23 protein-coding genes are annotated in these 24,595 nt (G+C 69.1%); 11 read left to right on the plus strand and 12 right to left on the minus strand.

Annotated features, from left to right (window positions below):
- Nucleotides 1-503: 503 nt before the first annotated feature.
- The 5 genes from J2754_RS01870 to J2754_RS01890 are packed head-to-tail and all read right to left on the minus strand — an operon-like array spanning nt 504 to nt 5,378.
- The gene (locus J2754_RS01870; protein ID WP_188876941.1) at nt 504-1,211 is read right to left on the minus strand and encodes an ABC transporter ATP-binding protein; all 708 of its coding nucleotides are present in this window, start codon (nt 1,209-1,211) and stop codon (nt 504-506) included.
- Nucleotides 1,208-1,990 carry an ABC transporter ATP-binding protein gene (locus J2754_RS01875; protein WP_188876940.1) on the minus strand — a complete coding sequence of 261 codons (783 nt, stop codon included), beginning with the start codon at nt 1,988-1,990 and terminating at the stop codon, nt 1,208-1,210. Before J2754_RS01875 ends, J2754_RS01870 begins: the two co-directional genes overlap by 4 nt.
- The gene (locus J2754_RS01880; protein WP_188876939.1) at nt 1,987-3,090 is read right to left on the minus strand and encodes a branched-chain amino acid ABC transporter permease; all 1,104 of its coding nucleotides are present in this window, start codon (nt 3,088-3,090) and stop codon (nt 1,987-1,989) included. Before J2754_RS01880 ends, J2754_RS01875 begins: the two co-directional genes overlap by 4 nt.
- Nucleotides 3,087-4,109 (minus strand): branched-chain amino acid ABC transporter permease, encoded by a 1,023-nt coding sequence (locus J2754_RS01885; RefSeq protein WP_188876938.1) that lies wholly within the window; start codon nt 4,107-4,109, stop codon nt 3,087-3,089. The genes J2754_RS01880 and J2754_RS01885 overlap by 4 nt, the downstream gene beginning before the upstream one ends.
- 6 nt (nt 4,110-4,115) lie before the next feature.
- Nucleotides 4,116-5,378 (minus strand): ABC transporter substrate-binding protein, encoded by a 1,263-nt coding sequence (locus J2754_RS01890; protein WP_188876937.1) that lies wholly within the window; start codon nt 5,376-5,378, stop codon nt 4,116-4,118.
- Nucleotides 5,379-5,998: 620 nt separating this feature from the next.
- Between J2754_RS01890 and J2754_RS01895 the strand changes: the two genes are divergently transcribed.
- The gene (locus J2754_RS01895; protein WP_188876936.1) at nt 5,999-6,391 is read left to right on the plus strand and encodes a DoxX family protein; all 393 of its coding nucleotides are present in this window, start codon (nt 5,999-6,001) and stop codon (nt 6,389-6,391) included.
- A gap of 16 nt (nt 6,392-6,407) precedes the next feature.
- On the opposite strand, the gene J2754_RS01900 is transcribed toward J2754_RS01895, so the two are convergent.
- The 3 genes from J2754_RS01900 to J2754_RS01910 form a co-directional block, all read right to left on the minus strand.
- On the minus strand, nt 6,408-6,638 hold the full coding sequence (locus J2754_RS01900; protein WP_188876935.1) for a MarR family transcriptional regulator: 231 nt from the start codon (nt 6,636-6,638) through the stop codon (nt 6,408-6,410).
- Nucleotides 6,639-6,702: 64 nt separating this feature from the next.
- Nucleotides 6,703-7,266 (minus strand): FAD-dependent oxidoreductase, encoded by a 564-nt coding sequence (locus J2754_RS01905; protein WP_188876934.1) that lies wholly within the window; start codon nt 7,264-7,266, stop codon nt 6,703-6,705.
- A gap of 76 nt (nt 7,267-7,342) precedes the next feature.
- Complete coding sequence (locus J2754_RS01910; RefSeq protein WP_211086528.1) at nt 7,343-8,095, minus strand: pirin family protein; 753 nt, start codon at nt 8,093-8,095, stop codon at nt 7,343-7,345.
- A gap of 253 nt (nt 8,096-8,348) precedes the next feature.
- Here J2754_RS01910 and J2754_RS01915 point away from each other — a divergent pair, with 253 nt between their 5' ends.
- The 7 genes from J2754_RS01915 (at nt 8,349) to J2754_RS01945 (ending at nt 15,009) form a co-directional block, all read left to right on the plus strand.
- The gene (locus J2754_RS01915) at nt 8,349-8,765 is read left to right on the plus strand and encodes a Rieske (2Fe-2S) protein (protein WP_188876932.1); all 417 of its coding nucleotides are present in this window, start codon (nt 8,349-8,351) and stop codon (nt 8,763-8,765) included.
- A gap of 331 nt (nt 8,766-9,096) precedes the next feature.
- A complete protein-coding gene (locus J2754_RS01920) occupies nt 9,097-9,510 on the plus strand; it encodes a DoxX family protein (protein WP_188876931.1) in 414 nt (137 codons plus the stop codon).
- Between the two features lie 94 nt (nt 9,511-9,604).
- Nucleotides 9,605-10,222 carry a TetR/AcrR family transcriptional regulator gene (locus J2754_RS01925; protein ID WP_211086529.1) on the plus strand — a complete coding sequence of 206 codons (618 nt, stop codon included), beginning with the start codon at nt 9,605-9,607 and terminating at the stop codon, nt 10,220-10,222.
- A 39-nt stretch (nt 10,223-10,261) separates the two neighbouring features.
- Nucleotides 10,262-11,068, plus strand: a complete 807-nt coding sequence (locus J2754_RS01930) for a CBS domain-containing protein (protein WP_188877346.1) — start codon at nt 10,262-10,264, stop codon at nt 11,066-11,068.
- 179 nt (nt 11,069-11,247) lie between these two features.
- A complete protein-coding gene (locus J2754_RS01935) occupies nt 11,248-13,548 on the plus strand; it encodes a hybrid sensor histidine kinase/response regulator (protein WP_211086531.1) in 2,301 nt (766 codons plus the stop codon).
- Nucleotides 13,549-13,657: 109 nt separating this feature from the next.
- The gene (locus J2754_RS01940; protein WP_188876928.1) at nt 13,658-14,164 is read left to right on the plus strand and encodes an acyl-CoA thioesterase; all 507 of its coding nucleotides are present in this window, start codon (nt 13,658-13,660) and stop codon (nt 14,162-14,164) included.
- Nucleotides 14,161-15,009, plus strand: coding sequence for an MOSC domain-containing protein (locus tag J2754_RS01945; RefSeq protein ID WP_211086532.1), 849 nt, complete (start codon nt 14,161-14,163; stop codon nt 15,007-15,009). The genes J2754_RS01940 and J2754_RS01945 overlap by 4 nt, the downstream gene beginning before the upstream one ends.
- Nucleotides 15,010-15,095: 86 nt before the next feature.
- Here J2754_RS01945 and J2754_RS01950 read toward each other — a convergent pair whose 3' ends face one another.
- The 4 genes from J2754_RS01950 to J2754_RS01965 form a co-directional block, all read right to left on the minus strand.
- A complete protein-coding gene (locus J2754_RS01950) occupies nt 15,096-15,491 on the minus strand; it encodes a secondary thiamine-phosphate synthase enzyme YjbQ (RefSeq protein ID WP_211086533.1) in 396 nt (131 codons plus the stop codon).
- A 51-nt stretch (nt 15,492-15,542) separates the two neighbouring features.
- Nucleotides 15,543-16,748: an MFS transporter gene (locus J2754_RS01955; protein ID WP_211086534.1), complete on the minus strand. Its 1,206-nt coding sequence runs from the start codon at nt 16,746-16,748 to the stop codon at nt 15,543-15,545.
- A 225-nt stretch (nt 16,749-16,973) separates the two neighbouring features.
- Nucleotides 16,974-19,598, minus strand: coding sequence for a heavy metal translocating P-type ATPase (locus J2754_RS01960; protein ID WP_211086535.1), 2,625 nt, complete (start codon nt 19,596-19,598; stop codon nt 16,974-16,976).
- A gap of 87 nt (nt 19,599-19,685) precedes the next feature.
- Entirely contained in the window at nt 19,686-21,128 is a 1,443-nt protein-coding gene (locus J2754_RS01965) for an MATE family efflux transporter (RefSeq protein WP_211086536.1), read from the minus strand.
- A gap of 145 nt (nt 21,129-21,273) precedes the next feature.
- Between J2754_RS01965 and J2754_RS01970 the strand changes: the two genes are divergently transcribed.
- From J2754_RS01970 to J2754_RS01980, 3 genes are all read left to right on the plus strand, one after another.
- The gene (locus J2754_RS01970; protein ID WP_188876921.1) at nt 21,274-22,503 is read left to right on the plus strand and encodes an MFS transporter; all 1,230 of its coding nucleotides are present in this window, start codon (nt 21,274-21,276) and stop codon (nt 22,501-22,503) included.
- A gap of 94 nt (nt 22,504-22,597) precedes the next feature.
- A complete protein-coding gene (locus J2754_RS01975) occupies nt 22,598-23,899 on the plus strand; it encodes an L-lactate MFS transporter (RefSeq protein ID WP_188876920.1) in 1,302 nt (433 codons plus the stop codon).
- A 127-nt stretch (nt 23,900-24,026) separates the two neighbouring features.
- Entirely contained in the window at nt 24,027-24,221 is a 195-nt protein-coding gene (locus J2754_RS01980; RefSeq protein WP_188876919.1) for a hypothetical protein, read from the plus strand.
- The last annotated feature ends 374 nt before the right edge of the window (nt 24,222-24,595 follow it).

The raw sequence follows: 24,595 nt of genomic DNA on the forward strand, positions 1-24,595 counted from the left end.
TGTTACCGATTCGCACCCGACGGGTGTGCGAGCGACGGTGAACGGCTCCGACCGGTCGGTTTCGTCGGTGGCCGCACGGCGGATTCGGGCCCGCCCGACGTCCACCCGGCCGCGCGCTGTCGAGTCGGGAGACGACGAGGCGTCGTTCGACGGCCCACCGTCGAGAGGTCCTATCGGCACGGATAAAATTGTTTTTCGCTTATATGATACCAGGGTTATAGATAAGTCGATCGTTTTTAGATCGTATTCAGGCGTCGAACGGTACGCGATAATCCCAAGCAGAGGAAGTAAATCGGGGCCAGATAAATCGTTTTCGTGGATTTCTGCTATGTAGTGCTTTCTGATTGCTTCTCGTTCTACTCAGTCCGATAGATATCGATCGGGGCGATCCACGTCACGACGCGTCCCGCTAAGTCACCGGTCTCGACTGCGGGCGCTCGCTCGCGCTCGGGCGGGGGAGCGTCGGAACGCGGGACCGACGGGAATCGAGTCGAAAAGCGGTGCTAGACGCCGAGGTAGCGCTGACGGAGCGTTTCGTCCTCGCGGAGGCGTTCCGTCGTCACCTCGTCCACGATGTGGCCCTCGTCGATGAGGTAGTGCCGGTCGGCCGTGGCGAGCGCGACCGCGACGTTCTGCTCGACGAGCAGGATCGTGACGCCCTCGTTCTCGCTGATCTCGTGGATGATGTCCTCGATGCGGCGCACGATGTAGGGCGCGAGGCCCTCACAGGGCTCGTCGAGCAGGATCATCTGGGGGTTCGTCACGAGGCTGCGCGCGATGGCGAGCATCTGCTGTTCGCCGCCGCTCATGTGCCTCGCCGGCCGATCGCGCATGTCGTCGAGTTCCGGGAAGCGCTCGAACATCGCCGCGACGTCGCGCGGGTTCGTGGCGTGATGCGCCGCCAATCGGATGTTCTCCGTGACCGTGAGGTCGCCGAAGCAGCGACGGGCTTCGGGGACGAGCGAGAGCCCGAGACGCGGGATATCGTGAGCCTCCGTGGCGAGCAGGTCGTGGCCGTCGAACGTGATGGAGCCCCCGCGAACGGTCGGCTCGTCCGCCCCGACGATGGAGCGCATCGTCGTCGTCTTCCCCGCCCCGTTGCGCCCGAGCAGGGAGACGACCTCGTCGCGCTCGACGTCGAGATCCACGCCGAAGAGGACCTGTCCGGTCTCGTAGCCGGCATCGAGGTCGCGGACTTCGAGGAGGCTCATAGTTCCTCCCGGACGCCGCCGAGATAGGCGTCCTGTACGTCGTCGTCGCCCTGAATCTCGTCCGGCGTGCCCGTGGCGAGGACGGAGCCGCGGTTCAACACCGTGATGCGGTCGCTCACCGACAGCACGATCTCCATGTCGTGTTCGATCATGAGTACCGTCAGTCCGAGGTCGTCCTGCAGCGACTGGACGAGCTCGACCGTCTCGCGGCTCTCGCCGGGGCCCATCCCGCTCGTCGGCTCGTCGAGGAGTAACACCGACGGCTCGGTCGCGACGGCCATCGCGATGCCGAGGCGACGCTGGTCGCCGTGGGAGAGGTTCGTCGCCTCCGTCGCGGCGTGCTCGCTCAGGCCGACGCGAGCCAGGATGTCGCGGGCCGCCTCCGCGCGAACGGAACGCCCGTCGCCGAGGAGAGAGAAGGAGAACGTCCCGGCCGCTGCCGTCTGGGCGATGACGCGGACGTTCTCCAGCACGCTGAGTTCGGCGAACAGTTCGTTGCTCTGGAAGGAGCGCGCGAGTCCGAGGTGGGGGCGACGCTCCTGCGGGACGTCCGTTATGTCCTCGCCGCCGAGGTACACGGATCCCGACGTCGGCGCCAGCGCGTGCGTGACGACGTTGAACAGCGTCGTCTTCCCCGCGCCGTTCGGGCCGATGATGGCGCGGAGCTCCCCGGCGGGGACGGCGAGGTCGACCTCGTCGACGGCGACGATGCCGCCGAAGTGCTTGCTCAACCCCTCGGTCCCGAGGGCGGCCGAGCGCGGGTCGACGTCGTCGCTCATTCGCTCTCACCCCGGATTCGGGCCGAGAGACGCGCGACCGTCGCCTTCGCCAGTCCGAGGACGCCCTCGCGCGGCGAGACGAGGACCGCGACGACGAACAGGAGGCCGAGGAAGAACTGCCAGTAGGCGAGGACGCCCGTCAGTTCGATCCGGAGGAGCGGCACCTCGGTGAGCGGGAGGACGAGCGTGTGGAAGTCCGTGAGGTACTCCTCGACGAACATCCAGACGAACACGCCGGCGAGCGGACCGAAGAAGTAGTTCGCCCCCCCGAGCACGGCCATGATGATGATGTTCCCGCTGGTGACGATGGAGAGTTCGGAGAGCGTGGCGCCCTGATTGTTGATCTCGAGGAGGACGCCACCGAGCGCGGCGAACGCGGCCGCGAACGTGAACGCCCACACCTTGTAGCGGCGGACGTTCACGCCCATCGAGCGCGCGAGCGCCTCGTTCTCTCGGACGGCGACGAGCGTCCGACCGAACGGCGAGCGAACGAGCTGCCACAACAACAGCAGTCCGACGACGAAGACGGCGGCGACCGCCCAGTACCAGTCGATCCGGAACCCGCCGAGTACGACGTACGTGAATCCCCGCGACGTCTCGATCCACGCCGGCGTCGTCCCGTCGGCGAGGCCGGTCGTCCCGCCGGTCAGGCCACCGGGGTTGTAGTTCGCCACGAAGTGCGCGGATTTGGCGAACGCGAGCGTCAGCATGGCGAAGTAGATCTCGCCCTTGTGCGCGATGAGGCGGCCGATGAGGTAGGCGACGCCCGCGGAGAACAGGATGCCGAGCGGCGCGGCGAGCAGGAACGGCACCGCGAGACTGGAGAGGGCGATGGCGACCGAGTACGTCCCGATCCCCATGAACATCGCGTGCCCGAAGGAGATCAGCCCCGTGTACCCCATGAGGAGATTGAACGACGCGACGATGATCATCCAGATGAGGAAGGAGCTCGCCACCTGCGGGTAGCCGAGCATGAGGTCGTGCGAGACGACCGGACGGAGGAGGACGGCGACCGCGAGGAGACCCAGCGGGACCTGCCAGACGCCGAGGTCGATCGCACCGACGCGTTCGAGGACGCCGGCGGTGGAGTCTCGGCTCATTCCATGAACCCCTCCTGACCGTAGAGCCCGCGCGGGCGGACGAGCAGCACGAGGATCATCACGAGGTACGGGACCAGCCCGCCGATGCCGGGGACGGCGAGCGCGCCGATCCCCGTGACGTCCGCGAGCGATCGGAGGACGAGAGGCGTCAGGAAGACGGCTTCGCCGATGAGGAGGCCGGCGACGACGCTCCCGAAGAGGCTGCCGATGCCGCCGACGACCACCACGACGAACGTGATGATGATGTACTGCTGTCCCATGGTCGGGTTCATGCCGACAGCGGTGCCCTGGAGGACGCCCCCGATGCCGGCGATGACGGCGCCGAGGAAGAACATGAGGACGAAGCGACGCGGCATGTCGATACCGAGGAAGCCCGCCATTTCGCGGTCTTGGACGCCCGCGCGGACGGAGAGCCCGAAGTCAGTGCGCTCGATGAGGAGGTAGACGGCGAGGATCACGAGCGCGGCCACGACGACGCTGAACAGGCGGACGCGCGCGACGGTCGTGACGGCGAGGTCGGCGCTCTGCGCGAGGACGGCCGGCGTGACGACCGAGAGGGGCGTATCGCCCCAGATCGCGCGGGTCGCCTCCTGGATCATCAGCGCGAGGCCGAAGGCGGCGAGCAGGCCGGCGAGCGGCGGTTCGTCGTAGAGCCACTGGAGGACCAGTCGCTCCATCGCCACGCCGACGAGGCCGACCAGTAGGGGCGCGACGACGAGCGCGATCCAGAACGATAGGCCCCAGAGCGCCATGAGCTGGTACGTGAAGTACGCGCCGAGCATGAACAGCGCGCCGTGCGCGAAGTTCACGATGCCGAGCAGTCCGAGGATGATGGAGAGTCCGAGGGCGATGAGGACGAGGGTCATCCCGTAGACGAGGCCGCCGACGAACTGATCCACGAACAGCCCAGGCTCCACCGCGAAGGCGACGAGGAGGAGGAGCGCGATAGCGCCCCAGACGGCCGCACCGCCGGCTGAGAGGCGTGCGAGTCCGAGCGTTCGAAGCGAAGACGTGGACATCTGAGATCAGAGCGTACAGCCGGTCTCCGCACACGAGCGGACGACGTCGTCGCCCGGGGTCGTGTCCGTCACGTCGAACCACTGCTTGTACGGGTCGTCCTGCATCTCGCTCGCGTCCCGCGCGGTGGCGCTGAAGACGGGCGAGACGAGTTCGTGGTCGCACGCGCGCCAGTACATCTCGCCGCCGCCGTGGATGTCCCTCGCGGCGCTCTGGATCTCGTGGCCTTCGAGTTCCTCGCGGACGTCCTCGGCGCGCGTGGAGCCGGCGCGGACCGCCGCGCGGATCTGCTGGTCGGCGGAGGTGTAGGACTTCGCGTGGCGCACGAACGGATCGAGTTCGCCCGCCTCGGCGACGCGGTCGTTGAAGTCTCCGACGCCGTCGATGGTGTTCACCCACCCCATCGATGCGATGTCGACCATCGCGGCGGCCTCGTGATCGAGGCCCCAGAAGACCATGTCTTCGAGCATCTGCGCGCCGATCTTGACGTCGGTGAGCCCCTGATTTCGCATCTGTTTCACGGCGCGCGAGGCGTCCGGGCCCGGGATGAGGAGCGCGACGCCGTCGGCCTCGGAGTTGGCGACGTTGTTGATGTACTGGGTGTAGTCGTCGTTCGGGAACGGCGTCGCGTCCGTGCCGACGACCGTCGCGCCGTTCTCCTCGACGGCGCTGGTGACCACCTGTTCCGCGTTGTGTCCCCACACGTAGTCGGCGTAGAGGACGTACCAGCGGTCGGTGACGTCCGCCATCTCGCGGCCGATCGTCGTCGCCATCATGTGGTTCGTCTGATAGACCATGTACATGAACGGTTGACAGGCCTCCCCGCGCAGGGAGTCGGAGGCGCCCTGTCCGATGTACGAGACGTTGTTGTCGGACGCCCACGTCCCGATCTTCGTGCAGACGGAGGAGTTGATGCCGCCCTGCGCGAAGTCGATGCCGTCCGCGGTGACGGCGCGTTTCATCGCGTCGAGCGCGCCGCTCGGGTCCGTCTTCGTGTCGTAGACGTTGAGGTCGACCGAGACGTCGAGTTCGTTTTCGAGGTCCCGGATGGCGAGCCGGGTGCCCGTCTCGAGCGACGGCCCCCACGGCGCGAACGCTCCGCTGTTCGGCGTGAAGAGGCCGAGCGTGATCTCCATCGCCCCCGTACTCCCGGTCGTGGTCCCCTCCGAGCCGGAGCCGTCGCCGGCGGGACCGCTGGAGCAGCCCGCGAGACCGGCGATACCCGCCGCACCGAGCCCTTCGAGAGCGCGTCGTCTGGTAATCTTCGGCATACCACGGTAATCCGAATGTGTGCATATAAAGATTGTTATGGATAGGGCGGCGGAACGGGTCGATCAATCGCCGCAGGCGGCGGTAAAACGCCGAGTGGCGGATCCGAGACCCGTCCGTATCGTCTGTTATATCCGAACGCCACGTCGCGGCGTCGGACCCGAATCGGAGTACCGACGCACAGGACGGGGTTTCGGCCCCGTATCGAAGCGATTTGATTACGGACGTATTCGCGTAAAGGGTCCGAATCACCCACGTGTTCGTCTACGATACGCAAACGGCGCGTTGATCGGGCCGTCGGGGCGCGGAGACCTGAGAGCGAGACCACTCCACCCAATCGTCGAGAATGACGCGACGCTACCGCCAGCCGTGGAGCGCGTGAGACATGTGGATTTCCGAATGATATACCTGATATATAATGTATCAATTATATGTGAGCGTGTGCCGCTTCTCTCGGACAGTGCTTCGCAGGCGCATCAGTGGCAGAATACGCACGGAAAGGCGGTTCTAGTCGAACGACGTATAACCCATCAACACTTATGTATTATTTTACACTTTCAGACCCATCGAGTCGACTGTACCCGCACGTACGCTTTTGGGTCTCCCGCCAGTACGGCAGGGTATGACGACTAACGACGACGCGAGCACGTCGCTCTCCCGGCTGGGACGACTCGCACTCGGACTCGGTCTCGCGCTGCAAGCGACCGAGGATTTCCGGGACATGGAGGACACGATCGAGTACGCCGAATCGGCCGGCGTTCCCGCGCCGTCGGTGCTCGCGCCGCTGGCCTCGGGGACGATGGTGTCGGCGGGGGTCGGGATCGCCCTCTGGCGGCTGCCGCGGCTCGCCACGGGGGCCGCCGCGACGTTCCTCTCGGTCGTGACGCTGACGATGCACGACTTCTGGACGAAAGACCCCGACGAGGGGCGCGGCGGCGAGCGACTCGCGTTCTTCGGGAACGTGGCGATGCTCGGCGGCGTCCTGATCGCGCTTCGCGAGGCGTGGCGGCGCTGAGCGTCGGGCGCGTCGGCTACTCCTCGCTCGTCGTCAGGCTGTAGAGGTCCTGACGGGCGTCGGGGATGTACATCTCCTTCTCGACGACGTCGTTCTCTTGGAGGCGTTCGAGCGCCTCGCGGGCCGTCCGCTGTGAGAGGCGGGTGCGTTCGATGATGTCTTTCTGCGTCAGCGCGCCCTCGTGTTCGAGCACCTTCAATACGAGTTTCGCGCTCGGTGGCAGTCGCTTCGCCGTCTGATCGTCCATCCCTGTGTACTGAATACTCGCGTGGTCGTTCGAAGCCGATGCGCCCGCGTCGTTCCGTCCCGGCTCAGAGTTCGGGGACGTCGTCGGGCACGTCGAAGTCGTGGTAGTACTCGCCCTTCTCCTTCGAGAGGATGTCGAGGACTGCGGAGGCCCCGTCGCCGACGGCGATGGCGGCCTGCCACTTCGTGTCGCGGCCCATCGCGCCGGTCGCGTAAACGCCGTCGACGCTCGTCTGCATGTCGACGTTCACGTCCACGACGTCCTCGTCGGTGAACTCGCAACCGAGGTTCTCGGCGAGGTCGCGGTTCGCGCCCGTGGCGAGCACGACGTAGTCCGCGTCGTACGCCTCGTCGTCGGTGGAGACGACGAAGCCGTCGCCGTCCTGCTCGACGGCCGTGACCTCGGTGTCCTCGTGGACGTCGGCGCCGCGATCGCGGGCCTGATCGCGGGCGATGAGGAGGAACTCCTCGCCGCTGATCGAACGGACCGCGGGGTAATTGAACAGGTGCGCGCGGTACATCCACGACTCGCCGGTGTCGAAGACGACCGTTTCGAGGTCGTTCTTCGCGGCGAACTGTGCGGCACTGAGGCCGGCGGGGCCGCCGCCGACGATCGCGACGTTTACCATACACGTCACTCACACCGCCTTGGTAAAGAGCCTTACCATATGGTAAAGTCGGGCGCGCGGTCGGCGCGCTCGCCCCTCAGAGGACGAAGGGGCCGCGCTGCTGGATCGGTTCGTCGTGGGGCCGGCCGGCGACGGCGACGAACCGGAACGTGCCGTCGTCGGCCGCGGCGGTGACGTCGCGGGCGTCCGTGACCGGCAGGACGTCCCCGGCGCCGAACGCGCGGCCGCCGACCGTTCCCTCGCCGTCGACGCCGTAGAGGAACCCGGTCCACCCGTCGGGGACCGACCACGTCCAGGTGTCGGAGACGCGGACGTCGAGGTACTCCATCTCTGTGTGGAGGGCGATGGGCGAGCCCTCGCCGACGACGGTGGTCACGGTCGCGCCGTCGTCCGTCGCGGTCGGGAGTTCGTCCGCGCTCGCGTCGACGTAGTCGGGCTCGACGTCCTTCTTCTCGCGCGGGAGGTTCACCCAGAGCTGGAGGCCGTTGCAGGCCCGTTCGTCGGCGGGGAACTCGGAGTGGCTGATCTCGCGGCCCGTCGTGATCCGCATCGCTTCGTCCTCGTAGGCGGTGTGCTCGACGCCGAGGGAGTCCTCGTGCTCCATCCCGCCCTCGATCATGTACGAGACGATCTCGAACCCCTTGTGCGTGTGCATCGGGAACCCCTTGTCGGGGTCGATGTAGAAGCGCTCGAAGAGGACGAACGGATCGAGGTGGTGGGGGTACGCCTCGGTCGGGAACGCGCGAGTGGACCGGACGCCCGTCCCGTGCCGGACGGTCTGGCCGGCGACCGGGTCCGCCCGGTCGCGCGGCGTCTGGTTACGTGCCATGCGCTCGCCTACGTTGACCAGATGGTAAAGCCTGTCGGGCCCGGGCGGTCGCGTCGGCGTTGACTAATCAGACAGTAAGCTTTTTCCGCGCCACTAAACTACGGAGGAATGGCGTTCGTCGGAACGCCGGCATGTGCTGCGATCGGGGACGACGGGCAAACACCGGGTTTGGCATACACACGGGATCGCCCCGGGGCCCGCCCGGCGTCCCCGAGCAGCACGCTTTTGGCCGCGTCGCTCGTCGGTTGACCGTATGGTCGACGGAACCGAGATCGCGTCGCTCGACGACGTGCCCGAGCTCGGATCGTACCTCTTCACCGCGGAGGATCTGTTCACGAACGAGGAGGAGGTGATCCTCGTCCGCTGCGAGGACGACCCGGGCGTCGAGGCGTGGGTCAACAACTGCCCGCACGAGAGCCAGCGCTTCGACCGGGGCGACGGCGCGCCGATGCGCGACGGCGAGATCATCTGCCCGAAGCACGGGTCGCTCTTCGACAGGTGCACCGGCGAGTGCGACAACGGCGAGGCCGCGGGCACCACCCTACCGTCCGTCGACGTCGCCGTCGACGGCGAAACGATCTACCTCACCGACGACGACTACACCTTCCTCCACGCGGGCCCGATGGACGACGACGAGGGACCCGGGTCGACGTCCCACCTCTCCTTCTGACGCGTCCGGTCGTCGTCCCGCGAGCGGATGACCGGCGAGCGTATTGTACCATACGGTCAACTTTTCGCGTCGCGAGCGACGATCTCACCGGCGAGTGAACGACTGACGACGAGAATGGCGTCGAATGCCGGGTTAGGTGATACGTTCTACGAGTCCGGGAGAGGCGACCAGTCGAACCGCCGTCTCCGGAATCGAGGGGCGAGGTCGTCGCGCGTCCGGGGCCAATCGTAAGACGGATGACTGAACCCGCCGTGAGGTGGAGTATGACGACAGCCGCGACACGACCGATCGGAACGGACGGCGCACACGGAACAACGACGGTGGGCGAGCGATGAGCACGGGCCTCGAAGCCGTCCTGCTCGTCGTCGGCCGCCTCCTCTTCGGTGGCGTCCTCGCCTACACCGGCATCGGGCACTTCACCGGCACCGAGGGGATGGCGCAGTACGCCGAGTACAAGGGACTGCCGGCGCCGAAGCTCTCCGTGCTCGCCTCCGGCGCCCTCCTCGTCGCCTGCGGGATCGGGGTCGTCGTCGGGATCTTCCCCGTCATCGCCGCGATCGTGCTCGCCGTCTTCCTCGTCGTGTCCGCCGTGCTGATGCACGACTTCTGGAACGTCGACGAGGAGCAGCGGCAGAGCGAGGTGAACAACTTCCAGAAGAACGTCGCCATGGCGGGCGGCGCGCTCATCCTCGCCTCGGTCGCCGCGGACGGGTGGGCGATGGGGCTCGGCGTCGGCCTCTTCTGAGACGCGCGAGCCGCCCCATCGTGCGGTGTCGCCCGCGGAGGGGAGTCACGCGAACCTCACAACTCGTATAAGGCTCTCAGCCGTACGTTCTCGTATGACCGCTTCGAGTACGTCCCAATCGTCGACCGACACGCGGGAGGCGATCATGGAGGCAACGTTTCGGGCGCTCAGCGAGCACGGGTACAGCAACCTCCGCGTCCGTGACATTGGCGAGGAGTTCGAGAAGAGCCGCACGCTCATCCACTACCACTTCGACGGGAAGCACGATCTCATCTCCGCCTTCCTCGAATACCTCGTCGCGCAGTACGAGAGCGATCCGGAGGTGCCCGCGGACGCCGATCCGTGGGCCGTCCTCGACGAGCGCCTCGATCAGTGCCTCTTCGGGCCCGACGTCGGCGATTTCGATCACTGGGAGCGGATGCGCGTCTACCACGAGCTCTTCTCGCACGCCCGCCACGACGAGCGCCACCGGGAGACGTTCAACGAGCACTACGAGACGATCCGCGGCAACATCTCGCGCGTCCTCGAAGCCGGGATCGAGCGCGGCGTCTTCGCCGACGTCGACGTCGACGACATGACCCAGCTCATCACCGACGTCATCCACGCCGCGCGCGCACGGAAGATCTCGCTCGGCCACGACGACGCGCCCGCCCAGTCGCGCCGAGCGATCGACGAGTTCGTCCTCCCGGCGCTCGAACGCGACGGGGCGTAACGCGCCATGACGGACGAGCGAGACGCGACGCTCACGCCGATGGAGTTCGACGAGATCAGCGTCGACGCCTACATGCGGACCGACGTCGACACCGTGGGGCCCGAGGCGTGGGTGACGGACGTCGTCGACCGGCTGACGGCCGGCGCGCGGTACACCGGACTCCCGGTCGTCGACGGGGACGACCACCTCCTCGGGTTCGTCGGCGCGATCGACCTCTTGGAGGTGTACGGCGACGTCCACGTGCACGAGGTGATGACCCGCGAGCTGATCGTCGTCGGCCCGGAGATGTCCGTGAAGGACGCCGCGCGCGTCATCTTCCGCACCGGCCACCAGTTCCTCCCGGTCGTCGACGAGGACGACCGGCTCCTCGGGATGTTCTCGAACGGCGACGCCGTCCGCAGCCAGATCGAGCGCACGACGCCGTCGAAAGTGGAGAGCACGCGCGAGCTCCTCGAACGGACGCACGACGTCGAGGTGCCGGTCTCCGAGCGCGACGTCACCGTCTCCGAGTTGGTGCCGACCCAACGCTCCGTCTACGCGGACGAGCTGGAGGGGCGACGATACGAGCTCGAAAACGGGCTCGCGGAGCCGCTCATCGTCGTCGACTACGGCTACGAGACGCTGCTCGTGGACGGACACCACCGGGCGCTCGCCGCGGCCCGCGCCGGCATCGACCGGATGCACGCCCACGTGCTCACGGTCTCCCCCGACGACGTCCCCGACCTCGGTCTCCGCGAGATGGCGCGCCTCGGCGGCCTCCGGTCGCTCGACGACGTGGAGGTCGACGACTACGTCCGACATCCGCTGATCCGGAAGACCGACCCGGACGCACACGACGCGGCGTGACGCGGGGAGGAATCCGGCACGCGGACGGGACGACGGACGAAGATCCCACGGCACGCGGGCGGGCGGGCGCAGGCGGTCAGTTGCCTCCGAGGTCGAGATCGTAGACGAACGAGATCCAACGATGAGACGGGCGAAGGACGTTAAGTGGCCGGGAGCGTACGTCTCGTATCGACCTCCGTATGTCCGGGACACCACCATCGACGTCGCGCGTGCCGTCCGCCGAGCGACGGTCGCCGCCGCGGCAGATCCGCGTCCTCTACGTCGACGACGACCGGGCCGTCGCCGAGCTGGCCGCGGCGCAGCTCACCCGCCACGACGAGCGGTTCGCGGTCACGATCGAGACGGCACCCGAGGAAGCGCTCGAACGCGTCCGCGAGGACCCGCGACAGTTCGACTGCGTCGTGAGCGACTACGAGATGCCGACGATGGACGGCCTCGCATTCCTCGACGCCGTCCGCGAACGCGACGAACGCCTCCCGTTCGTCCTCTTCACGGGAGCGGGCAGCGAGGAGCTCGCCAGCGAGGCCATCGCGCGCGGCGTCACCGACTACCTCCCGAAGAGCGGGGGGACCGAGCAGTACGCCGTGCTCGCCGACCGCGTCCGCGACCTCGACGTCGCGGCGGGGGACGATCGGGCCGTCGAGATGAAACTGCCGGCGATCGAGGCCGCACCGGTGGGGATCGCCATCAGCGACCCCCACCGGGCGGACAACCCCCTCGTCTACGTCAACGAGCGCTTCGAGGCGCTGACCGGCTACGACGAGTCGGAGATACTCGGACGGAACTGTCGGTTCCTGCAGGGCGAGGAGACCGCGGAGGCGGCCGTCGCCGAGCTCCGGGCGGGGATCGACGCCGAGGAGCACGTCAGCGTCGAGGTGCTGAATTACCGGAAGGACGGGACGACGTTCTGGAATCAGGTCGACGTCGCCCCCCTGTACGACGACGCGGGGGAGCTGACGCACTTCGTCGGCTTCCAGCGGGACGTCACCGAGCGCCACGAACACGAGGCGCGCGTGGAGGCCGACGCGGCGAAACTGGAAGCGCTCTTCGAGAACTCCCCGGACATGATCGAGGTCCTCGACGCCGCGGGGGGACGCCGCGCGGTGAACCGCCGGCTGTGCGATGAACTCGGCTACGAGGAGTCGACGCTGCTCGACATGGCCGTGTGGGAGACCGACCGGCTGACGACGCCGGACGAGGTCCGCGAGCGACTGGCGGGGATGGACGACGGCGATCGCCGGCGCTTCGAGGGAGAGCTCGAACGGGACGACGGGTCGACGTTCCCCGTCGAAGTCCACCTGATCCGGTTCGACGTCGACGGCGAGCGGCGGTTCGTGTCCGTCATCCGCGACGTCACCGAGCAGAAGCGCCGCGAGGAGACGCTTCGCGCGCTCTACCAGTCCACGCAGTCACTGATGGACGCGGCCGACCAGCAGGCGGTCGCGGACGAGGCCGTCGAGACGGCACGAAGCGTCCTCGATCGCCCGCTCAATACCCTCTGGCTGTACGACGAGGACGCGGACGCTCTCCGGCCGGCCGCGACCACGGCGGAGACGCGCGCCGTGTTCGACGGACTCCCCACGTACACGGGCGGCGAGAGCCTCGCGTGGGAGGCGTTCCAGAACGGCGAGGTGGCCGTCTACGACGACCTCGGAGCGGAGGAGGGGCGGTACAACGCGGAGACGGTGGTCGGGAGCGAGATCACGCTCCCGCTCGGACCGTACGGCGTGCTGACGATCGGGTCGCGCGAGACCGACGCGTTCGACGACGAGGAGACGTGGCGTGCTCGACTCTTCGCGCGGACCGTCGAGTCCGCGCTCGCGCAAACCCATCGGGAGGAGGAGCTACGCGCGCAGCGGGCGGAGCTCGAACGGCAGAACGACCGCCTCGACGCGTTCGCGGGCGTCGTCTCCCACGACCTCCGCACGCCGCTCAACGTCGCGGACGGCTACCTCGAGCTCATGGCGGCGGACGTCGACGACGAGCGGATCGCGAAAGCCCGGGACGCGCTCGATCGGATGGACGGGATCATCGAGGAGACGCTGACGCTCGCCCGACAGGGCCGGACGGTCGGCGAGATGGAGGACGTCGGGTTGAGCGAGCTCGCGCGCCGATGCTGGGAGCGCGTCGAGACGGGCGCCGCCACGCTCGACGTCGAGAGCGACCGAGCGCTTCGCGGGGACCGCGATCGGCTCCAGCACGTCTTCGAGAACCTCTTCCGGAACGCCGTCGAGCACGGCGGCGACGACGTGACGGTGGGCGCGCTCGACGACGGGGGAGGGTTCTACGTCGCGGACGACGGGGCCGGCATCCCGCCGGACCAACACGACGTCGTCCTCGAACCCGGGCACTCGACGGGCGGCGACGGCGTCGGGTTCGGGCTGGCCATCGTCGCGGAGATCGTCGACGCGCACGGCTGGACGATCGAGGTGACCGAGGGTGCGGCGGGTGGTGCGCGCTTCGAGATCCTGACCGCCTGAGAGACGCCCGCGTCCGCCACACGAACACGGGCGCGAGCGCGGGCGGCCGTCGACGGCCGCACCCGGAGACACCCCCGAGTTAAATGGGGCGACGACGTACGGTCCGAGCATGACAGACTCGGCGACGCTCGGGTCGTCGCTCACCGAGCGGACGGAGGTCCTGATGCCGGAGGGAACGAATCACTTGGGTCGCGCGTTCGGCGGTCGCATCCTCGAGTGGATGGACGTCGTCGCCTCGGTCGCCTGCCGGCGCTTCGCCGGCACGCAAGTCGTCACCGCGAGCATCGACCACGTCGACTTCCACGCGCCCATCGCCGTCGGCGACGTGGTCACCATCGAGGCGTACGTCTTCGACGCCGGGCGGACGAGTCTCACCGTCCGGACGACCGTGCGGGCGGAGGACCCCGAGAACGACGAGGAGTGGGACGTCACGGGCGCGTTCTTCACCTTCGTCGCCGTCGACGACGACGATCGGCCGACGGCCGTCCCGTCGCTCGACTGCCCGAGCGAGAACGAGCGTGCGCTCCGCGAACGCGCCCTCGATCGGCGCCGCGAGCACCGCGAGGACCTGCTCGAACGACTCGACGCGGAAGGGACGAACGCCGAGGCAGAATGACCGACGCCGATCCTCACCTCGCCGGGATCCGGGTCTATCCGGTGAAGTCACTCGATCCGGACCCGCGAACGCGGGCACGCGTCCTCGCCGACGGCGGGCTCACCCACGACCGGGCGTACGCGATCCGCGACGCCGACGGCCGGTACGTCAACGGGAAGCGAGAGCCCGCGGTCCACGGGATCGACGCGACGTTCGACCCGGCCGATCACGCGCTCGCCCTCCGCACGCGCTCTCGCGACCGCGAGTCCCGACCCGACGGGGCGCTCTCAGCGACTACCGTCTCGCTCGCCGACGAGTCCGGACGCGACGCCGCCGCCGACTGGCTCTCGACGTATTTCGACTATCCCGTGACGCTCGACCACGACGGGACGGGCGGCTTCCCCGACGACACGACGGCGCACGGCCCGACCGTCGTCTCGACGGCGACGCTCGACGCGATCGGCGACTGGTTCGACCTCGGGACGGAGAGCGTGCGCCGGCGCTTTCGTCCGACGCTGGAGATCGGCGGCGTCCCCGCGTTCTGGGAGGACCGCCTGTACGCGGACCGCGAGCACGTCGTTCGCTTCCGAATCGGAGACGCCGAGTTCCTCGGGACGAACCCCTGTTCGCGCTGCGCCGTGCCCTCGCGCGATCCCGAGACGGGCGACGCGATCGAGGGGTTCCGCGAGACGTTCGTCGAGCGCCGCGAGGCGACCCGGCCCGCGTGGGCCGACGGAGCGTGGTTCGATCACCACTATCGCCTCGCGGTGAACACCGCGGTTCCCGAAGCGACGGTGGGAGCGACCCTCACCGTCGGCGACGCGGTGACGGTCCTCGACGTCGAGGCCGGCAATCCGCAGTCCTGAGCGTCGGCGGGCGGCGAGCCGACTCGCCTCACGCGACGACGTATCGGCGGGCGGCTGAGCGGCGCGGTCACGCGACCGTCGACGCGTCACTCGGTCGTCGGCGCGACGCGGACGTCGATCGAGCGCGTCCGCGGGCCGTCGCACTCCACGAAGAGCACCGACTGCCACGTCCCGAGGTCGAGCGACCCGTCGGCGACGGGGACGCTGACGCTCGATCCGAGGAGGAGCGCGCGGAGGTGGGCGTCCGCGTTGTCGTCGATCGCGTCGTGCGCGTAGTCGTCGTCCGGGACGAGGCGCGCGAGCACGGCCTCGACGTCGTCCAACAGCCCCGATTCGGCCTCGTTGACGACGACGCCGGCGGTCGTGTGCGGGACGAAGACGGTGCAGACGCCGCGCTCGACGTCGGACGGAACCGCGTCCGCGACGCGCGCGGTGACGTCCGTCACGGCGAGGCGATCAGTGGTGTCGATGGAGAGTCGCACGCGCGTCGATGAGGCGAGCGAGCGAGAAGAGCGGTTCGCTCGACGGGCGACTCAGCGTCTGCGTCGCATCGCCGCGACGACCACGGCGCCGAGGAAGAAACACCCGGCGATGGCGACGACGGCGTCGAGGTAGGAGAAGCGGGTGATGACCGCGCCGAGGACGACGGGCGCGACCGCGCCGCCGATCGGCAGACCGGTGTAGACGAGGCCGAAGCTCTTGCCGGTGTCCTCGGTGCCCGAGAGGGCGTTCGTGATGCGATCGCGGGCGGGGAGCGAGACGCCGAAGCCCGCGCCGGCGACCGCCCACACCGCGACGAACGCCGTCCGGCCGAGGTCGAACGCGACGCTCGCGCCGAGGACGAGCGCCGTCCACGAGAGGCCGACGACGATGATCGCGAAGGCGTCGTACCGGTCCGCGAGCCACCCGCCGATCAGAACCGTGACCGCGGTCACGCCGAGGAGCGCGGTCAGCGCCGTGTTCCCGACGACCGTCGAGAGGCTGAGGTGTTCCACCGCGAACGCCGTCGTGTACGTCTGAAGGCCGGTGTCTGCGAGCGTCACCAGCAGGAAGAACGCGAACATCCCGGCGACGAGCGGGCGCGTGAGCAACCCGACGCTGGCGAAGAGCGACCCGCGCCCCGCGTCGTCGTCGGACGGACCGGCGGCGTTCACGGCGCGGAGCGCGCGGCGGTGGACGGGGGCGAGCGCGACGGCGAGCACGCCGGCGTAGACGAGGCCGACGGCCCCGACGACGACGAGCGCGGTGCGCCAGTCGGCGAGCGCGGCGATGCCCGTCGTGAGCACGGGCGCGGCGGCGAAGCCGACGAAGCCGCCGAAGGAGTGGACGCTGAACTGTTTGCCCTCGCGGTCGGCGTCGCCGGCCGCGTCGAGGAGCGCGTAGTTCCCCGGGTGGAACGGCGATTGGCCGACGCCGGAGAGGAACGCGCAGACGAGAACGTGGAGGTAGGTGGTGGCGAACCCCGCGGCCACGATGCTCGCCGCGGTCACCGCGAGGCCGGCGACGACGGCGCGCTTACCCCCGACTCGATCGACGAGCTCGCCCGCGGGCACCTGACAGAGGAACTGCGCGGCGTAGATGAGCGTCACGCTCACCGCGAGACGCGTCACCGAGACGTCGAAGGTCCCCGCGATGAGCGGGAACAGCGGCGGGAACGCGAGGAGGTAGACGTGCGAGAGGAGGTGATCGGCGCTCACGAGCGTCGTCACGCCGAGGACGCCGGACGCGCGTCGCGTCATCGCGCGCCGCGGACGGGAGTGACTGCGAAGCGATACCGTCGGCGTTGAATCGAGATCGACATATCGACGGATAGCGACGGCCCCGGCCTAAGCGTTTCCGTCGACTGTCACGTGCGCAAAGCGGGACTGGTCCCGCTGAGCGCGACGTCCCTCAGAGCATCGAGTACGCTTCGGACGGATCGTACCACCGCAGGACGAGTCCTGCCGGGCAGAATCCGTGCGGGCTTACAGCACCGAGTACTCCTCGGACGGATCGTATCGCCGGAACAGGAGACTGTTCGAGAGCACGCTCACGCTGCTGAACGCCATCGCGGCGGCGGCGAGCGCGGGCATCATCAGCCCGAGCGAGGCCAGCGGGATGAGGACGGTGTTGTAGCCGAGCGCCCAGAAGAGGTTCTGTTCGATCTTCCGGAGCGTCGCGTCCGAGATGTTGACGGCCTTCAGGACGTCCGCGGGGTCGTCGCGCATCAGCGTGACGTCCGCGGCCTCGATGGCGACATCCGTCCCGGAGCCGATGGCTGCGCCGACGTACGCGGCGGCGAGCGCGGGCGCGTCGTTCACGCCGTCGCCGACCATCATGGCGCGCGAGCCGTCCGATTGGATGGCGTCGACGGCGTCCGCCTTCTCGTCCGGGAGCACCTCGGCGCGGACGTTCTCGGCGGGGATGCCGAGCTCGTCGGCGACGGCGCGCGCCGTCCGCTCGTTGTCGCCGGTGAGCATCCGCACCGTGAGGCCGCGCTCCTGCAGGCCGTCGACGGCGCGCTTCGCGGAGGGTTTCACCGTGTCCGCGGCCGCGACGACGCCGGCGAGCCGGCCGTCGATGGCGACGAGCATCGCCGTCTTCCCTTCGGATTCGAGGCGTTCACGGACGTCCGCGGCGGCGTCGACCGGGACGCCGGCGTCGGCGAGGAGCGCGGGGTTGCCGACGAGCACGTCGCGGCCGTCGACCGTCGCGCGCACGCCCTTCCCGGCGGCGTTCTCGAAGCCGGTCGGCGTCGTCGGATCGATGCCGCGCTCCGCGGCGCCGTCGACGACGGCGTCGGCCAGCGGGTGTTCGCTTCCGGACTCCGCGCTCGCGGCCGCGTAGAGCAGGTCCGTTTCGGGATCGGCGGGCGTCGCGTCCTCGCCGCCTTCCGCGGCCGCGGTGGCGCCGGCGCCGTCGGCACGCGTCTCGCCCTCAGGTCGGCCGCCGTCGGCCGCGGTGCGATCGAGCGCCACGACGTCCGTGAGCGTCATCTCGCCCTCGGTGAGCGTCCCGGTCTTGTCGAAGACGACGGTGTCGACGTCGCGGACGCGTTCGAGGACGTCGCCGCCGGTGAAGAGGACGCCGTTGGTCGCGCCGATCGACGTGCCGATCATCGTCGCCGCGGGCGTGGCGAGACCGAGCGCGCAGGGGCACGCGACGAGCACCGCGGAGGCGAAGACGACGACGGCGAACTCGAAGACGCTCACCGTCCCGCCGGCGACGACCGGTCCGCCGCCGACGAGCCCCCAGAGCGGAAGCCAGTCGACGAACCCCGCGAGCGTCGCGGGCGCGGCGTACCAGAGGATCCCCCAGAGGAGGGCGTTGGCGATCACCGCGGGGACGAAGTACGCGCTGATGCGGTCCGCGAGGTTCTGCACCTCGGGCTGGCGCGATTGGGCCTCGCGGACCGTCTCGACGATCTGCTGGAGCGCGGTCTCGGAGCCGACCTTCGTCGCCTCGACGACGAGTCGACCGTTCTCGTTGACGGTCCCCCCGACGACGTCGTCTCCGGGCGTCTTGCCGACGGGTTCGGACTCGCCGGTCACCATCGACTCGTCGACCGCGGACTCCCCCTCGACGACGACGCCGTCGGTCGGCACCTTCTCGCCGGGCTTGACGACGAGGCGATCGCCGACCGCGACCTCGGAGACCTCGACCTCACGCTCTTCGCCGTCCCGGAGGACGCGCGCGGTGTCGGCCTCCATCTCCAGGAGGGACTGGATGGCCTCGCCGGCGCGGCTCTTCGAGCGCGCCTCGAGGTAGTTGCCGAGCGTGATGAACGTGAGGATGAACACGGCGCTGTCGAAGTACGTCCCGCCGGCGACGAGTCCCACGAGGGTCGCCACGCTGTAGACGTACGCCGTTGACGACCCGAGCGCGATGAGGACGTCCATGTTCGCCCGGCCGTTCGTCACGAGCGCCGTGTACGAGTTCTCGTAGAACTCCTTCCCGAGGACGTACTGGACCGGCGTGGCGAGGACGAAGCCGACGACGTCCATCGGGAGGTCCGTCCCGGGGATCGTCGCCGGGAGCGCGTCGGGCGCGAACAGTCCTTCGAGCATCAGCGCGAACAGTGGGAGGGCGAACGCCGCGCCGAACAGCGTGAGGTTCCGCTGTCTGCGCGTCTCGGCGCGCCGCGCGGCCGTCGCCGCGCTCTCGTCGTCGTCTCGGTCGCGCTCCGTCTCCGCCTCGCGGACGGGCGAGTAGCCCGCGTCCGCGATCGCGTCGTAGAGATCCGCCATCGACGCCGTCGCGGGGTTGTAGCGGACGCGCGCCTCGTCGGTCGCGAAGTTCACGTCCGCCTCGATCACGCCGGGCGTCCCGAGGAGCGCGTCGTGGACGGTATGCGAACAGTTCGCACACGACATGTCGGTGATCGTGATCGTCACCGTCTCGTCAACGGGGTCGTAGCCCGCGTCCGCGATCGCGCCGTAGATCGCCGCGAGCGACACCGACTCCGAGTCGTACGTGACGCTCGCCTCGTCGGTCGCGAAGTTCGCGCTCGCCTCGGCGACGCCGTCGAGGTCGGAGAGGGCGTCCTCGATGGTCGCCGAGCAGTTGGCGCAGGACATCCCCTGGACGTCTATCCGCTCGGTTCTGGGCATGCGTGCGTCTACGTCCTCCCGGTTCAACGGGCTTGCCCTTACGGAAGGTAAGCGAGACGCGAAGAAGACTTCGGCTTCGAAGGTCGATCAGTCGCCCGCGGCGTCGTCGGGTCGGTAGCCGCGGCTGATGGCGCGCCACGCGCCGGTGCGAAAGCGGTAGTAGTTGACGAGGGCGGGAACGGTCGTCTCGGCGAAGAGCGCGAGGTAGATCCCGCCGATCCCGAGCGGCGTCGTCGCGCCGAGATAGGTGAGCGGGACGGCGAGGACGAACATCCCGACGACGCGCCCGTAGAACGGCCAGCGGGTGTCACCGGTGGCGTCGAGAGCGCCGTCGAGGGCGCGGGCGACCCCCTGCGGAACGACGGCGACCGCGGCGACGCGGACGAGGTCGCGGGCGATCGGAACGACGGGACCGGTGGGATCGTCGACGAACAGGCGGACGATCGGTCCGGCGAACGCGACGACGAGGAGGCCCGCGAGCAGGTAGGTGGCGGCCGAGAAGACGGCGATCTCGCGGCCGTGGACCTCGGCTGTGGCCTCGTCGTCGCGGCCGAGCGCCTGTCCGACGAGGCTGCTCGCGGCGAGGCCGAACCCCCAACCCGGCGTGTTCAACAGACCCCAGACGCGTCGAGTGACGACGTACGCCGCGAGGACGTCGCTCCCGAGGAGACCGACGAACGCGAGCATCGGGAAGCGCGCGACCGTCCAGATGCCGTTTCGGCCGACGACCGGCACGCCGATCGTGAGGACGTCGCGGACGAACCCCGGGCGGAGGTACGGGCCGCGCGGGGAGACGGTCACGGGGAAGTCGACGAGCCCCGGGAGCCCGCCGCGCGCGAACCCGACGACGAAGACGACGGCGACGATGGCGTTCGAGACTGTGGTGCCGTAGCCGGCGCCGGCGGCGCCCAGATCGAAGCCGAAGACGAGGACGGCGTTCAGCGCGATGTTCGCGGCCGCGCCGCCCGCGCGGACGACCATCGGCGTCCACGCGTCGTCCGCGCCGACGAGCGCGCGACTGCCGACGAGGTTCAGCGCGGCGAGCGGAACGCCGACGCCGAGCGCGCGGAGGTAGGCCGCCCCGTAGCCGATCGCCGCCGCGTCGTCCGTGAGGAGGCCGACGAGGTCCGCGGGGACGGCGACGAACAGCGCGGCGAGCGGGAGGGAGAGGAGGACGACGAGGAGCGCGCTCGTCCGGACGGCCTGCGCGAGTTCGTCCGTCGCGCCGGCGCTGTACCGTTGGGAGACGAGCGCGATGGTGCCCGCGGCGAGACCGCCGCCGAGCGCGAACACGAGCCCCCAGTAGGGGCTGGCGTAGCCGACGCCCGCGATGGCGCTCGCGCCGAGGGCGACGCCGACCATCGCCACGTCCGCCGCCCCCTTCGACATCCGCGCGAGGCCGGTGACGATGCGGGGCCACGCGAGGTCGGCCGTGCGGCGGACGTTCGCGGGCTCGACGAGCCCGAGTCGGGAGAGCGCGAGGCCGAGCCGGAGGAGGACGGCGCGGACGGGGTTCGGGAGAGAGGACACGGTGGCGTCCCGGACGGTAGGTCGGGGGGCCCTTTGGCCGTTCGCACATCGGCCGCCCCGCCGGACCGGACCGACAACACGCCGACAGCGCCCGCGGCGCGCGAGGCGACGCGTATAATCGGGTCGAGCGTGTACGACGGCTCGGATGGACCTCGGCGTCGACGCGCATCGGTGGGCCCCCTCGGCCGTACAGCGCGACCGAGCGGTCCTCGCCCTCGTCGTCTTCGTCGTCCTGTTCGCCCAGGTGCTCCTCTATCCGGGGATCACCGATCTCGTCGCCGCGCTCGGGCGCGCGCCGTCGCTCGACGCCGGCACGTGGTTCCTCGGGGCCGAGTTCGTCGCCTTCGTCCTCTTCGCCGGACTCTGGGGCTACCTGAGCGACCGCACCGGCCGCCGGACGGCGTTCATCGTCGCGGGCGCGCTCGGCGGCGCGCTCGGCTACCTCTCGCTCGCCGCCCTCGGCCGCGGTGGCGACGTTCCGTTCGCCCTCCTGCTCGTCGTCCGCTTCGCGCAGGGCGCGTTCACCATCGGCGCGCTCTCCCTGGCGATGACGATGCTGATGGACTTAGAGGGCGGCCACGGGAAGAACATGGGCGCGGCGGGCATCGCGATCGGCTCGGGGACGGCGCTCGGCGCACCGCTCGGGGGACAGCTCTACGAGCGGGGCGTCCTCGTCCCGCTCTGGACCGCCGGCGCGGGACTCCTCGTCGCGGCGCTGTTGGCGACGCGCGTGGCCGATCGCGCGCCGAGCGGGGACGGCCGGGCGGTCGGACTGCGCGACGTCGCCGCGCGCGTCCGCGCGACTCCCGATCTCAGCTTCCCGTACGCCTTCGGCTTCATGGACCGGCTCACCGCGGGGTTCTTCGCGCTCGTCGGCACCGTCTACTTCCGCGAGACGTTCGGCCTCGACGCGGGCGGCGCGGGCCTCGTCCTCGGGCTCTTCTTCGCGCCGTTCGCGCTCCTCCAGTACCCGCTCGGCGTCGTCTCGGACCGCGTGGGACGGACGGTCCCTATCGTCGTCGGCTCGGTCTGCTACGGGGCCGTCGTGATCGCCGTCGCGCTCGCGCCGACGCTCGCGCTCGCCGCGGGCGCGATGGTCGTCCTCGGGGTCTGCGGGGCGCTCGTCTCCCCGGCGACGATGGCGCTCGTCACGGACATCGCCGCGGACGACGAGCGCGGCGTCGCCATGGGCGGCTTCAACGTCTTCGGCAACCTCGGCTTCCTCGCCGGGTTCGTCGTCGGGAGCGTCGTCGCCGACGCGGCCGGCTACACCGCCGCGTTCCTGACCGCGGGGGTGCTCGAGGCCGGCATCGTCCTCCTCACGCTCCCCGCGTTCCTCCGGCTCGACGTCCTCGGGCGCAGTCGAGATACATAACACGAGAAAGATCCGGCAGTTACGGCCGCTTTAACGCCGGTTAGTAATTCCGAATCGAGAGGGTTTATGGTCCCCGCAGTTCAGACCAAAGATCATGGGTAATAACGGTGCAGACAAGAACAGATGGCTGATCGCGGTCGGTGCGGTCGCCATCCACCTCTCCATCGGTGGAATCTACGCGTACAGCATCTACCAGAACCCGCTCCAGAGCGCGCTCGGCTGGGATACCTCGAGCGTCTCGCTGGCGTTCTCCATCGCCATCTTCGTGCTCGGGATGACGGCGGCGTTCCTCGGCAGCTACGTCGAGAAGTACGGCCCGCGGAAGTCCGGCCTCGCGGCCGCCGTCCTCTACGGAGTCGGGATCATCGGTGCCGGTCTCTCCGTACAGATCGGGAGCCTCTACCTGTTCTTCGCCACCTTCGGCATCATCGGCGGGATGGGGCTCGGGCTCGGTTACATCTCCCCGATCGGGACGCTCCTCGAATGGTTCCCGGATCGCCGCGGGATGGCGACCGGTCTCGCCGTCATGGGCTTCGGTGCCGGCGCGCTCCTCACCAGCCCGCTCGGTAACGCGCTGATGTTGAACTTCAGCACCGGCTCCGCGCAGTACACGCAGTCCGGCATCGCCACGACGTTCTACGTGCTCGGTGCGCTCTACTTCGTCCTCATGGCGCTCGGCGCGAGCTACCTCGCCAAGCCGAACGAGGGGTGGCTCCCGTCGGGCATGGAGCAGACCGAAGCGGCACAGGAGAAGGCGAAGTCCGCCATCTCCGGTCTCTCGAACCTCACCGCCGCGGAAGCGCGGAAGACGCCGCGCTTCTACATGATCTGGCTCATCATCTTCATCAACGTCTCCGCGGGCATCATGCTCCTCGCGTACGCCTCCCCGATCCTGCAGACGCTCGGCGGCGCGTCCGCGACGACGGCCGCGTTCATCACCGGCTACATCGGGATCTTCAACGGCGGCGGCCGCATCTTCTGGTCGAGCCTCTCCGACTACATCGGCCGGACGACGACCTACGGTGCGTTCTTCGTCATCCAGATCCTCGCGTTCTTCATGCTCCCGCAGGTCACGGGCGTCTGGATCATCGCCATCACGCTGTTCATCATCATCACGTGTTACGGCGGCGGCTTCGCGTGTCTGCCGGCGTACCTCAGCGACCTGTTCGGCACGAAGGAGGTCAGCGCGATCCACGGTTACGCGCTCACCGCGTGGGGTCTCGCCGGCGTCGCCGGTCCGACCCTCGCCTCGACCATCCTCGAATCCACGGGGAGCTACACGACGGCGCTCTACATCATCAACGCCGTCCTCGTCGTCGGCCTCGCCATCGTCCTCATCCTGCGCTGGCGGATCGGGAAGGTCGGCGAGCAGAGCGCGGCGGCCGCGGCGAACTAACGGCGTCCTCGCCCCGCATCGCGCGCGAATCACGCGGACTCGGTTTCTTCGGCCGACGACCCGTCGAGTGCGCCGCGCTCGCGACGAGACCCGTACCTTTTTCTTTAGGTGTCCCTAAACGAGGCGTATGTCACCATCGCGTCGTTCGTCTCGGGTCGAGCGGTCGGACGACCCCGACGGTCGGAGCAGGACGGACGAGTCGGAGAACGAGGCACCGACAGTCAACTGCCGCGAGCTACACTCCGAGCGCCGAGTCTTCACCGAGGACGGGAACAGCGAGGGCTGGATCTCGACCGACTTCACCGTCGTTCCCGAAGCGTAACGCCGACCGTCACCGAACCCCCGACTTCTCTCTCGCGGTTTCCGCGTCGACGTTCGAGACGTACGCGTATCAGTGGCAGCGGGCAACGGGCACGGAGAGCGGACAGCGGACGCGATAACGATCGACGGGAGTCGACGGCGGAGCCGGTACGACGACGTACCGAACCGGGGACGAAGCGAGAGGGGTGCGAGAAGACGAACCGTTTCAGTCGTCGGTAGCGCGGAGCCTCCGTCCTCAGCGAGCGAAGCGAGTAGGGCGGAGAGGAAGGGCGTTCGCGCACCTTTAAGACCGCCCGCGCCGTATCCTGTGGTACTGCCGTCCTCGCACACGTCGGGGTCGGTAGGCGTCGCCAGTAGACCGACGCCTGTGGTGCG

It is taken from the genome of Halarchaeum nitratireducens, assembly GCF_017874695.1.
Classification (GTDB): domain Archaea; phylum Halobacteriota; class Halobacteria; order Halobacteriales; family Halobacteriaceae; genus Halarchaeum; species Halarchaeum nitratireducens.

Excerpts from the sequence above, each read along its gene's own strand:
- J2754_RS01880 (WP_188876939.1), bottom strand. The coding sequence starts at position 3,090 with ATGAGCCGAGACTCCACCGCCGGCGTCCTCGAACGCGTCGGTGCGATC.
- J2754_RS01960 (WP_211086535.1), bottom strand. The coding sequence starts at position 19,598 with ATGCCCAGAACCGAGCGGATAGACGTCCAGGGGATGTCCTGCGCCAAC.
- J2754_RS01885 (WP_188876938.1), bottom strand. The coding sequence starts at position 4,109 with ATGTCCACGTCTTCGCTTCGAACGCTCGGACTCGCACGCCTCTCAGCC.
- J2754_RS01925 (WP_211086529.1), top strand. The coding sequence starts at position 9,605 with ATGACCGCTTCGAGTACGTCCCAATCGTCGACCGACACGCGGGAGGCG.
- J2754_RS01935 (WP_211086531.1), top strand. The coding sequence starts at position 11,248 with ATGTCCGGGACACCACCATCGACGTCGCGCGTGCCGTCCGCCGAGCGA.
- J2754_RS01900 (WP_188876935.1), bottom strand. The coding sequence starts at position 6,638 with ATGGACGATCAGACGGCGAAGCGACTGCCACCGAGCGCGAAACTCGTA.
- J2754_RS01930 (WP_188877346.1), top strand. The coding sequence starts at position 10,262 with ATGGAGTTCGACGAGATCAGCGTCGACGCCTACATGCGGACCGACGTC.
- J2754_RS01955 (WP_211086534.1), bottom strand. The coding sequence starts at position 16,748 with ATGACGCGACGCGCGTCCGGCGTCCTCGGCGTGACGACGCTCGTGAGC.
- J2754_RS01890 (WP_188876937.1), bottom strand. The coding sequence starts at position 5,378 with ATGCCGAAGATTACCAGACGACGCGCTCTCGAAGGGCTCGGTGCGGCG.
- J2754_RS01975 (WP_188876920.1), top strand. The coding sequence starts at position 22,598 with ATGGGTAATAACGGTGCAGACAAGAACAGATGGCTGATCGCGGTCGGT.
- J2754_RS01940 (WP_188876928.1), top strand. The coding sequence starts at position 13,658 with ATGACAGACTCGGCGACGCTCGGGTCGTCGCTCACCGAGCGGACGGAG.
- J2754_RS01905 (WP_188876934.1), bottom strand. The coding sequence starts at position 7,266 with ATGGTAAACGTCGCGATCGTCGGCGGCGGCCCCGCCGGCCTCAGTGCC.
- J2754_RS01870 (WP_188876941.1), bottom strand. The coding sequence starts at position 1,211 with ATGAGCCTCCTCGAAGTCCGCGACCTCGATGCCGGCTACGAGACCGGA.
- J2754_RS01915 (WP_188876932.1), top strand. The coding sequence starts at position 8,349 with ATGGTCGACGGAACCGAGATCGCGTCGCTCGACGACGTGCCCGAGCTC.
- J2754_RS01910 (WP_211086528.1), bottom strand. The coding sequence starts at position 8,095 with ATGGCACGTAACCAGACGCCGCGCGACCGGGCGGACCCGGTCGCCGGC.
- J2754_RS01895 (WP_188876936.1), top strand. The coding sequence starts at position 5,999 with ATGACGACTAACGACGACGCGAGCACGTCGCTCTCCCGGCTGGGACGA.
- J2754_RS01875 (WP_188876940.1), bottom strand. The coding sequence starts at position 1,990 with ATGAGCGACGACGTCGACCCGCGCTCGGCCGCCCTCGGGACCGAGGGG.
- J2754_RS01920 (WP_188876931.1), top strand. The coding sequence starts at position 9,097 with ATGAGCACGGGCCTCGAAGCCGTCCTGCTCGTCGTCGGCCGCCTCCTC.
- J2754_RS01980 (WP_188876919.1), top strand. The coding sequence starts at position 24,027 with ATGTCACCATCGCGTCGTTCGTCTCGGGTCGAGCGGTCGGACGACCCC.
- J2754_RS01970 (WP_188876921.1), top strand. The coding sequence starts at position 21,274 with ATGGACCTCGGCGTCGACGCGCATCGGTGGGCCCCCTCGGCCGTACAG.
- J2754_RS01945 (WP_211086532.1), top strand. The coding sequence starts at position 14,161 with ATGACCGACGCCGATCCTCACCTCGCCGGGATCCGGGTCTATCCGGTG.